Annotated in this window: 9 protein-coding genes and 1 pseudogene; 5 read left to right on the forward strand and 5 right to left on the reverse strand. The window is 70.8% G+C overall.

Features of this window, described 5'->3' with window-relative positions:
- Positions 1-78 precede the first annotated feature (78 nt).
- The 3 genes from ACWF94_RS23530 to ACWF94_RS23540 form a co-directional block, all read right to left on the reverse strand.
- Positions 79-786 carry a phosphatase PAP2 family protein gene (locus ACWF94_RS23530; protein ID WP_453491765.1) on the reverse strand — a complete coding sequence of 236 codons (708 nt, stop codon included), beginning with the start codon at positions 784-786 and terminating at the stop codon, positions 79-81.
- Between the two features lie 155 nt (positions 787-941).
- Positions 942-1,877 carry a M56 family metallopeptidase gene (locus ACWF94_RS23535; RefSeq protein ID WP_453491768.1) on the reverse strand — a complete coding sequence of 312 codons (936 nt, stop codon included), beginning with the start codon at positions 1,875-1,877 and terminating at the stop codon, positions 942-944.
- A 205-nt stretch (positions 1,878-2,082) separates the two neighbouring features.
- Positions 2,083-2,622 carry a DUF5134 domain-containing protein gene (locus ACWF94_RS23540; RefSeq protein WP_453491771.1) on the reverse strand — a complete coding sequence of 180 codons (540 nt, stop codon included), beginning with the start codon at positions 2,620-2,622 and terminating at the stop codon, positions 2,083-2,085.
- A 380-nt stretch (positions 2,623-3,002) separates the two neighbouring features.
- Here ACWF94_RS23540 and ACWF94_RS23545 point away from each other — a divergent pair, with 380 nt between their 5' ends.
- Complete coding sequence (locus ACWF94_RS23545) at positions 3,003-3,566, forward strand: GNAT family N-acetyltransferase (protein WP_453491774.1); 564 nt, start codon at positions 3,003-3,005, stop codon at positions 3,564-3,566.
- An 84-nt stretch (positions 3,567-3,650) separates the two neighbouring features.
- On the opposite strand, the gene ACWF94_RS23550 is transcribed toward ACWF94_RS23545, so the two are convergent.
- A complete protein-coding gene (locus ACWF94_RS23550; RefSeq protein ID WP_453491788.1) occupies positions 3,651-4,301 on the reverse strand; it encodes a glycerophosphodiester phosphodiesterase in 651 nt (216 codons plus the stop codon).
- A gap of 453 nt (positions 4,302-4,754) precedes the next feature.
- Between ACWF94_RS23550 and ACWF94_RS23555 the strand changes: the two genes are divergently transcribed.
- From ACWF94_RS23555 to ACWF94_RS23565, 3 genes are read left to right on the forward strand one after another with little or no spacing between them, the layout of a single operon-like run.
- Entirely contained in the window at positions 4,755-6,170 is a 1,416-nt protein-coding gene (locus ACWF94_RS23555) for a DUF6421 family protein (protein ID WP_453491776.1), read from the forward strand.
- Between the two features lie 26 nt (positions 6,171-6,196).
- Positions 6,197-6,949 (forward strand): SDR family NAD(P)-dependent oxidoreductase, encoded by a 753-nt coding sequence (locus tag ACWF94_RS23560; protein WP_453491779.1) that lies wholly within the window; start codon positions 6,197-6,199, stop codon positions 6,947-6,949.
- Positions 6,928-8,016: a threonine aldolase family protein gene (locus ACWF94_RS23565; protein ID WP_453491782.1), complete on the forward strand. Its 1,089-nt coding sequence runs from the start codon at positions 6,928-6,930 to the stop codon at positions 8,014-8,016. Before ACWF94_RS23560 ends, ACWF94_RS23565 begins: the two co-directional genes overlap by 22 nt.
- Before the next feature lie 282 nt (positions 8,017-8,298).
- Here ACWF94_RS23565 and ACWF94_RS23570 read toward each other — a convergent pair whose 3' ends face one another.
- Positions 8,299-9,021: a lysophospholipid acyltransferase family protein gene (locus ACWF94_RS23570; protein ID WP_453491785.1), complete on the reverse strand. Its 723-nt coding sequence runs from the start codon at positions 9,019-9,021 to the stop codon at positions 8,299-8,301.
- A gap of 503 nt (positions 9,022-9,524) precedes the next feature.
- Between ACWF94_RS23570 and ACWF94_RS23575 the strand changes: the two are divergent.
- Positions 9,525-9,664, forward strand: a pseudogene (locus ACWF94_RS23575) (electron transfer flavoprotein subunit beta); the annotation flags it as partial.

Below are 9,664 nucleotides of genomic sequence, written 5' to 3' on the forward strand. Positions count from 1 at the left end.
GCCGCCGAGCCCCAGGGCCGGGCGGGATGCTGCCCGGACCGGGCGACGCGGGGGATCGCCCGGTCCGGGCAGCCCTGTTCACCGCGGACCTTCGAGCCGGCCGGTGCTCCGGGCCAGGACCACCCGGTCATGGGCGGCGATCGACAGGGCCACCCAGCACGCGCCCATCAGCCAGCCGCCGATGACATCGCTGGGCCAGTGCACCCCCAGGTAGAGCCGGGTGAGGCCCACCCCGACCACGGAGACGGCCGCCACGGCGACGCTCCAGGCCCAGAGCCGTCCGCCCACGCCGTGCCGCCTGAGGAGCCACAGCAGCAGGCCGAGGCAGACGACGGCCGTCAGCGCGTGGCCGGAGGGGAACGACGCGTAGTGCGCGGAGTCCACCGGATCGGGCCACTGCGGGCGTTCGCGCCCCAGCGCGGCCTTCACACCCTGCTGGACGAACGTGCCCAGCGCGCTCGTCGCCGCGATCCACACCGCGAGCAGCCGCTCCCCGCGCCACCACAACAGACCGAAGGCCACGGCGATCAGCGCCCGCATCGTCCAGGGGTCCCACACCCAGTCGGTGAGGATCCGGTTCGCATGGACGAGCCCCGGTTCGTCCACCGCCCAGCTGTGCAGCCGGTCGGCCACCGACCGGTCGAACGAGTCCAGCGGTGACCAGGAGACCGCGACGAGTACCAGGACGACGACCGACAGGGCCGCGAGGACCGCAGCGGTCCGGACCGGGCCGGACCGCCTGTCGTGCGCCGGGGGAGTGGGGGGTGCCGACTGTGGGGAACGCATGAGGAGGATCTTCCCCGCTGGAAGGGGTGTTCGGCTATTCGGGCGGGCCACCGGCCCGGGAACGGCAGTTCACCGGCGCTGGGTTCGTGCGTCCGGCGGACCGGGCGGGGCTCGCGTGCCGGATGCCGGCCCCGCTCACCGACCGGGGCCGGGCATCAGCCCAGGGCGCGGAGTGCCGGGACGAAGGCCACCAGCAGGGGCACCACGGGAACCAGCGCGGCGGCGGCGGTCAGCCGGAGCCGGCGGCTCGGGGTGAGGCGAGGAGTGGCCGAGAGCAGCCGGTCGACCCGCTGCGGAAGCTGGGTGTCGGGGGCGGCGCACGGGCCGAACACTCCCCGGTCCTCGTTGAGTTCGATCAGGGCGAGCGCGATCGTCAGCCGCCCGAAGCGCTTGGATGCGACATCGTCGGCGGCCAGTTCCACCAGCCGGTGCATCTCGTCGCGGAACGCGGCGAACACCGGGATCTGCGGGAACCCGTTCGCGAGCGCGGACGAGGAGTGCAGCAGCCAGTCGTGCCGGGCCCGCGCGTGCCCCTGCTCATGCGCCAGTACGGCATCGAGCTGACGCCCCTTCAGCCGCTTGAGGGCGGCGGTGGTGATGACGAGCTGCGGCGCCGCGCCCGGCAGCCACCACGCATCGGGCCGTTCGCCCTCCAGGACCACCAGCCGCTCGCCGTCCGCCGACTCACCGGGCATCAGCGGGGAGCGCACCCGCAGTTCCGCACGCCGCTTTCTGCGCTGCGTCCGGGAGATCCGGATCTCCCGGGTGAGCATCGCCAGACTCCACAGTCCGCCGCAGGCCAGGACGACCGCGAGCAGGGCGGGCCACGGCTCGTTCGCACCGAGCGCGTACGCCTCCATCACGCCGGCCGGCGCGGGGGCGAAGACCTGCCCCCGGACGAGCTGCCAGGCCGCTGCCGCGCTGAAGGTCATCGAGAGCGCGAACGACAGCAGCACCGCCGCCACCACGCACTGCCACACCCACAGCGCCACGATCGGCTCACGCTCCGACCAGTCGGCACGCGCCAGCAGGCGCGGGGCCAGGACGGCGGCCAGTGCGCCGAGCGACAGCAGCAGGAGGGAGACCAACATGCCTTCAGCCTATGAGCGCGGTACTACCTGCGGGTATGGCCTTGCGCGCCAAGTGACGCACGCCACGGTTGCCGCGCCGCCCCCGGAGCCCTGACCCCGGTGCGGAAGTCCCGTCGGCCGGTCCGCCCGTGGTGCCCGGCCGGCCCCGGTGGCCGTCGGGCCCCGAGGACGGTCCCTCAGGGCGGCCGACGGCACGTGGCAGTGTCTAGAGAGACGGCAGCATGGCCAGCATCGCGAGCCCCATGACGAGCCGGCACGCGGGCACGAGCCCCTGGGCCGGGCGCGGCGCGGGTGCCGCTTCCGGTGCGGATTCGAGTCGGGGGAGCAGCCGGACGCCCGAGCGCAGGACGTAGACGGTGTAGTACGCCAGCAGGGCACCGGTCAGCAGGGGTGTCCCCGCCGGGTGCCCGCCGTGCCCCGAGCCGGACGCCATCGCCACGGCCATGTAGACCATGGCGAGCGAGCCGATCAGATGGTGCAGATGGTGGGCACCCCGGCGGGCCGGCCACAGCGCGGCGAGCGCCGCGCCGCCGAAGACCGCGGCGTACACCGCCCAGGCCCAGCCCGGGTGGGCGAATACGGCCGCGGGGACGGCCATCGCCGCCATCCCGAACCCCATCAGCGCCTCGCCGCCCGCCGTCCCGCGCGCCTCCCCGGAGCAGGCCCGCATCCGTACGAGGCAGTACGTCCCCGTTCCCCCGCACAGGGTGACGAGCAGCCACCCGGGCGTCGCGGATCCGTGCACGGCGTATCTCCCTTCCAACGGCGACGACGGCGACGACGGCGATGGCGATGGCGGCGACGATCGCGGCATCGGCATGGCACAGGCATGGCACCGGCACCGAGGAGGGAGATGCCCGGCCGTGCCGGGGGCGCACCCGGGCGCACGGAGGTGTACGGGGAGCACGGCCTCGGCCCCGCGCCCGATCACCGGGTGACGCGCGGGCGCGTGTCATGACCTGACCGGGTTCCGCGCGGGGCTGCCGTACGCCGGGCCCGGCGGGGGAACCGGCGGCGTCCGGTCACCCCGTAGTCTCATGGCGTCCGCACGCAAGTGACGCACCCGCCCGGACACAGAGATCCCGAAGACAGAGATCCCGGATACAGAGATACGGAGAGAGTCTGATGGACACCGCACCGCCCCAGGCCACCGACGCGGCCGCACTCGTCTTCCGGGACGCCGTCGAGGCCGATGTGGCGACCCTGGTCCGGCTGATCCATTCCGCCTACCGCGGTGACAGCAGCCGGGACGGGTGGACCACCGAGGCCGATCTCCTCGACGGCGGGCGCATCGACGCGGACGGTGTGCGGGAGGTGATCAGCGCCCCCGGCAGCCGGCTGCTGACCGTGGAGCGCGACGGCGAGCTGATCGCCTGCTGCCAGCTCGAACATCGCGGCGAGGCGGCGTACTTCGGCATGTTCGCCGTCAGCCCGCGCCTCCAGGGCGGAGGGTTCGGCCGCCGGGTGCTGGCCGAGGCCGAGCGCAGTGCGCGTGAGCTGTGGGATGTGCGCGAGATGCAGATGACGGTGATCTCGGTACGGGACGAGCTGATCGCCTGGTACGAACGCCGGGGCTATCGCCGTACGGGAAGGCTGAGCCCCTTTCCGTACGGCGACGAGACCTTCGGCGTACCGCTCCGCGACGATCTCACCTTCGAACTGCTGGTGAAGGATCTGACCCGGGCCTGAACCGGACGGCCCCCGCCCGGGGCCCCCGCGCCGGACGCGCATGCGCCCGGCGGGCCGGACGGCCGGGGGACGGTCGGGAGCCGACTAGGCCGTGAACCGGCCCGTGCGTCTGATCTCGGGGAAGTCCGTGGTGGCGCCGTCGAGTTCGAGGGCGCGGACCAGCCGCAGCTGCTCCTGGGTGTTGACCACCCAGCCGATCACCTCGACGCCCTCCTCGTGCGCGCGCTCCACGGTCTCCAGGGTCAGTCTGCGGATGTTCAGGGCGAGGGAACCCGCGCCGGCGGCCTGCGCGCGGTCCACGATGTCCGCGCCCCAGCGGCTGGCGATCAGGACGGTCCGCAGACCGGGCACCAGGGACGCGATCTCCGCCACCGCCGTGTCGTGGAAGGACGACACCGTGACCCGGTCGACGAGATCGTGCCGCCTGATCACCTCGGCGAGCGCCCGCGCCGCGGCCACATCCTTGATCTCGGCCTGGAGGGGCGCCTGCACGGCTTCGAGCACCTCTTCGAAGACCGGCACCCGCTCGCCGTCGCCCGCGTCCAGCTCCCGCAGTTCGGCGAGGGTCTTCTCGGCCACGGGGCCGCTTCCGTCGGTCGTACGGTCCACGTCGGCGTCGTGCATCACGACGAGCGCGCCGTCCTTGCTGAGATGCAGATCGAGTTCGATGGCGTCCATGCCGGCCCGCTCGGCCCGGATGAAGGAGCGCAGGGTGTTCTCCGGCTCGACGCCCATGACCCCGCGATGACCGATGGTGAGGAAAGTCAAGTTTCTCTCGCTTCCGTCGACGGCGGCTCCCGGACGGCGTGGCCTGACCGCGCCGCCCGGCAAGCGCAGCCTAGTGGCCCGCTTCGGCGAGTGAACCGGTCAGACGCGGGGGAGTGGAATGCTCCGCTCTGTTCGGCCGCCGTCTCTGTCGCGATCCTTGCGGTGAACCAGCGCGGATGACCGCCCGGAACCGCACGGAATCCACCCCCGGAACGGTGTCACCCACCGGTGGGCGTGTCAGCCCGCTGATTGACGGCGGCTTCCGGCGAGCGCCCCACGGGACCCCGCGAACCCGTTCAACCGCAAACTTTCCGGTGATCATGGGGGAGGTGCAGGATAATTTCTTTAGGTCCACTTGTCCGAGAGAACATCACATGGATACGGTGTCTTGACGCGAGGTTCTCCCGTGGAGGAAGTGACATGACGGAAATTCTTGTGCAGAAAGCTGCCGCTGCGGACATATCCACTGTCGACCGGGTGGTGGAGCACCCGGCCTGGCCCAGGCTCAAGGGTGCCGTCGAGCAGATCCGCCCCTGGCAGTCCAAGGACGGTTCCATCGACCTCGACGCCGAGGGCGCCCCGGCCCGCGCCGCCGTGGAGACGAAGATCGGCCGAATCGTGGCTGCCGTGGAGGAGCTGTCCCCGCTCCTGCCGCACGACGCCGCGTACCACCGCGCCCTCGTCGCGGATCTGCGCAAGTGGGCCGACAGCGCCTTCGACGTCCCCGACTTCCTGGACTCGCTGCTCGCCTTCCAGCCCGCGGCCGGACGCGCCGACGGTCTCCAGCATCTCGTCGTCTTCCCCATGTACACGCAGAACGGCAACCCGGACCGCAATCTGGAGGCGGTCGCCCTGCGGATGGTGTGGCCCGATTGGCTCGCCGAACTGGAGCGGACCCGCTACGACAACCCCCTCTTCTGCGGCATCACCTTCGAGGACTTCACCGCGGGCTACGACACCAACTCCGCGGTCCTCTTCCCGGAGACCATCGCCGTCCGCCAGGCTCCCGAGCGCTTCAGCTGGGGCGGGATCTTCTGCGACCGCGAGGCGGCCCGCTTCCGCGCCGTCACCACCGCGGCCGTGGACGTCCTCGGCGTCGAACTACCCGAGGACATCCGGGAGATGATCGGCGACCAGGCGCGCTGCCAGGAGGCGTTCGTCCTGTGGGACATGGTCCACGACCGTACGCACAGCCACGGCGACCTCCCCTTCGACCCCTTTATGATCAAGCAGCGCCAGCCGTTCTGGATGTACGGCCTCGAAGAGCTGCGCTGTGACCTCACCGCCTTCAAGGAGGCCGTGAAGCTGGAGGCCGACGGCGTACCCCAGGGCCGCGATGTGCAGTACGCCGTCCTCTTCGACCGGCTGTTCCGCTTCCCGGTCACCGGCGAGCGGGTGCGCAACTACGACGGTCTGGGCGGACAGCTCCTCTTCGCCTATCTGCACCAGCACGATGTGGTGCGCTGGACCGACAACACCCTCAAGATCGACTGGGAGCGCGCGCCGCGGGTCACCAATCAGCTCTGCGCCGAGATCGAGAAGCTCTACCGCGACGGCATCGACCGTCCCAAGCTCGTCCACTGGTTCGCCGCGTACGACCTCGTCTCCACCTATCTCGCCCCGCACCCCGGCTCCCGCTGGGCCAGGGGCCCCGACGCCCTCGATCTGTCGCAGCCGCCGCGTAAACTCGTCGACGACGTGCTTCCCGACGAGTTTCCGCTCAGCATGTTCTATGAGGCGCTCTCCAAGAAGCTGAAGCGGGTGATCGCCTCCACCAAGGGGATCACCGCGGCGGGCCCCCGGCCCGCGGACGGCGCTTCGGTGGCAGCCGCGTGACCATTCGTACACAGGAGGCGACGACCATGACGAACGCAGGCGGTCCGCTGGAGGGTGCGGTGGTCGCGGTCGCCGGGGCGGGGGGTCCGGCGGGACGTGCGACCCTGCTGCGGCTGGCCGAGGCCGGGGCGACCGTCGTCGGGTCGGACGCCGACCCCGAGCGGCTGGCCCTCGCCGTCGACGCGGCCCGGTACGCGCACGGCGGCGCCACGGTCACCGGAGACACCGTCGACCTCCTCGATCCCGCCGCCACCCGTGAGTGGGCGGACAAGACCGAGAAGGAGTTCGGACGGATCGACGGTCTGGTCCATCTCGTCGGCGGCTGGCGCGGCAGCGCCTCCTTCGCCGCCACCGAGCTGGCCGACTGGGGCGTCCTGGAGCGGCTGCTGATCCGTACGGTCCAGCACACCTCGCTCGCCTTCCACGACGGACTGCTGCGCAGCGACCGCGGACGCTTTCTGCTGATCAGCGCGGCCGGCGCGAGCAAGCCCACCGCGGGCAACGCCGTCTACGCGGCATCCAAGGCCGCAGCAGAGGCATGGACGCTCGCGCTCGCCGACGGCTTCCGCAAGGCGGGGGGCGATCAGGGCCCCCGCACCGCGGCTGCGATCCTGATCGTCAAGGCTCTGGTGCACGACGCCATGCGCGCCGAGCGCCCGAACGCGAAGTTCGCGGGCTTCACGGACGTGACGGAACTGGCCGACGCCATCGCCGGAGTCTGGGACCGGCCCGCCAGGGAAGTGAATGGACAGCGCCTGTGGCTGACGCCCCAAACGTAAAGACATCCGGCACGGCGGCCCGCCGCCATCACGACCCCGGCGTACGCGGCTTCGCCAGCGACAACTACGCGGGCGCCCACCCGGAGATCCTCGCCGCCCTCGCCCTCGCGAACGGCGGCCACCAGGTCGCGTACGGCGGGGACGAGTACACCGACCACCTCCAGCGCGTCATGCACAGCCACTTCGGCCCCACGGCCGAGGCGTACCCCGTCTTCAACGGCACCGGGGCCAATGTCACGGCGCTCCAGGCGCTCACCGACCGCTGGGGCGCGGTGATCTGCGCCGAGTCCGCGCATATCAACGTGGACGAGGGCGGGGCGCCGGAGCGGATGGCCGGGCTCAAGCTGCTGCCCGTGCCCACCGCGGACGGGAAGCTCACCCCCGAGCTGATCGACCGGCAGGCATGGGGCTGGGAGGACGAGCACCGGGCGATGCCGCAGGTCGTGTCCATCACCCAGAACACCGAGTTGGGCACCGTCTACACACCGGCCGAGGTCCGCGCGATCGTCGAGCACGCCCATGAGCGCGGGATGAAGGTCCATCTCGACGGGGCGCGGATAGCCAACGCGGCCGCGTCCCTCGATGTCCCGATGCGGGCCTTCACCAACGCCGTCGGTGTCGATGTGCTCTCCTTCGGCGGCACGAAGAACGGCGCGCTGTTCGGCGAGGCCGTGATCGTCCTCAACCCGGACGCCGTCAGCCATATGAAGCATCTGCGCAAGCTGTCCATGCAGCTCGCGTCCAAGATGCGCTTCGTCTCGGTGCAGCTCGAAGCGCTGCTGGCCCGGGATCTGTGGCTGCGCAACGCCCGGCACTCCAATGCCATGGCCCAGCGGCTCGCCGACGGAGTGCGCGCGGTCGACGGCGTGGAGATCCGCCACCCCGTCCAGGCCAACGCGGTCTTCGCCCGGCTGCCGCACGAGGTGAGCCTGCGGCTGCAGCGGCGCTTCCGCTTCTACTTCTGGGACGAGGCCGCGGGCGATGTCCGCTGGATGTGCTCCTTCGACACCACCGAGGACGATGTCGACTCCTTCGTCCAGGCGCTGAAGGAAGAGATGGCACGCTGAGCCGAGGGCTTGTGAGCAGGTGGGGGGGGAGGTCGCGTGAACCTCCGGGCGGGGGGGGGGCAGCGTCCGCCGTCACACCGGGCAGTGCAATAGGGTGCACTGCCCGGTGCTGCATGCTGCATCGTGATCCCGTGGTGGCGAGGACCTCGACCGGATCAAGGGCGGAATGCGGCTCGTACGCGCCGGCTGAGCCCGGGGGCGCGGATCCCGGTCCACGGATCCGAGTGATCCGGACCGAGGTGCCGGGACGGCGTCAGAGCGCCTTGCGGATCTCGGCCGACGTCAGAGCGCCTCGCGGACCTCGGCGGGCGTCGGAGCCGTACCCCCGAGGTGCGCGGGCACCCACCAGGTGTCGGCCGCGTCCTTGGGGCGTACGGGATAGGCGCGCTGGGCCGCTTCCAGCAGCTCCTGCACCCGCTCGCGCAGCCGGCGGGTGATCGCGCCCGCATACTGGTCGGTGGGGGCGTCCATCGGCTCTCCCACCCGGATGGTGACCGGAATGTGGCTGCGCCGGAAATTGCGCGGCCGGCCCTTGGTCCATACCCGCTGCGTGCCCCACAGCGCCATCGGGATCAACGGCACACCGGCCTCCTGCGCGAGGCGGGCGGCTCCCGACTTGAACGACTTCAGCGTGAACGACTGCGAGATCGTCGCCTCGGGGAAGACGCCGATGATCTCACCCGAACGCAGCGATTCCAGCGCATGCTTATAGGCTTCCTCGCCGCGTTTGCGGTCCACCGGAATGTGCTTCATACCGCGCATCAGCGGCCCGGAGACCTTGTGCCGGAAGACGGAGTCCTTCGCCATGAAGCGCACCAGCCGCTTCTGGGGGAGAGCCGCGAGGCCGGTGAAGATGAAGTCCAGATAGCTGATGTGGTTGCTGACCAGTACGGCACCGCCCGAGCGCGGGATGTTCTGCGCCCCCTGAGTGTCGATCTTCAGGTCCAGCGCCTTGAACAAGGTGAGTGCGGCGCCGATGACCGGCCGATAGACGAGCTCTGCCATCTGGGGGGACCCTTCTGGTGTGCCGGGGGAGGGTTCGCCCGGGTTAAGTTACGCAGCCGTAGGTTTTCGGCACTGCGCAGATCGTGCCGCATGCGCGGCGCGCTGGCCAGTCCTGGCGGCACCGGACAGGGAGATTCTTGTCACGCCGCACCTTTCCGGGCTTACTTGACTGTACTCATCATGAATCGAGAGTCTGGCGCCGTGTCCGACGACCCCTTTTCCCCCGGGTGGCCGCATCCGCTCCGGCGGTTTCGCGCGGTGTCGATCCCACGCCGCGCCGCCCGCCTCGCGGGCCGCTCCCGCCGTTGGCAAGATCACAGTTCCAAGCGCTTGCTTACGGGGTAGGTTTATTCGCGTACTGGCGAGTAATAACCGGTTCGGGGTGGCCAGTCGCTCCGACCGGAAACCTCGCCTCCGGGCACTTATGCTGCCTGACAAGGCAGGCCCGTGTCCCTTGGGCATGGGACCCCGCAGAAATGGCAACCGCACAGAGGAGTGTTGGCGTGAGTTTGAGGGTTGTTGTGTGTGTGAAGTTTGTGCCGGATGCTTCGGGTGATCGGGGGTTCGGGGAGGATTTGACGGTGGATCGTGTGGGTGTGGACGGTTTGTTGTCGGAGTTGGATGAGTATGCGGTGGAGCAGGG

This window comes from Streptomyces sp. NPDC055078 (genome assembly GCF_053607985.1).

What these genes read in the sequence shown, in the direction of transcription:
- ACWF94_RS23530 (WP_453491765.1), bottom strand. Translation starts at nt 786, where the DNA reads ATGCGTTCCCCACAGTCGGCACCCCCCACTCCCCCGGCGCACGACAGG.
- ACWF94_RS23535 (WP_453491768.1), bottom strand. Translation starts at nt 1,877, where the DNA reads ATGTTGGTCTCCCTCCTGCTGCTGTCGCTCGGCGCACTGGCCGCCGTC.
- ACWF94_RS23545 (WP_453491774.1), top strand. Translation starts at nt 3,003, where the DNA reads ATGGACACCGCACCGCCCCAGGCCACCGACGCGGCCGCACTCGTCTTC.
- ACWF94_RS23550 (WP_453491788.1), bottom strand. Translation starts at nt 4,301, where the DNA reads ATGGGCGTCGAGCCGGAGAACACCCTGCGCTCCTTCATCCGGGCCGAG.
- ACWF94_RS23555 (WP_453491776.1), top strand. Translation starts at nt 4,755, where the DNA reads ATGACGGAAATTCTTGTGCAGAAAGCTGCCGCTGCGGACATATCCACT.
- ACWF94_RS23560 (WP_453491779.1), top strand. Translation starts at nt 6,197, where the DNA reads ATGACGAACGCAGGCGGTCCGCTGGAGGGTGCGGTGGTCGCGGTCGCC.
- ACWF94_RS23570 (WP_453491785.1), bottom strand. Translation starts at nt 9,021, where the DNA reads ATGGCAGAGCTCGTCTATCGGCCGGTCATCGGCGCCGCACTCACCTTG.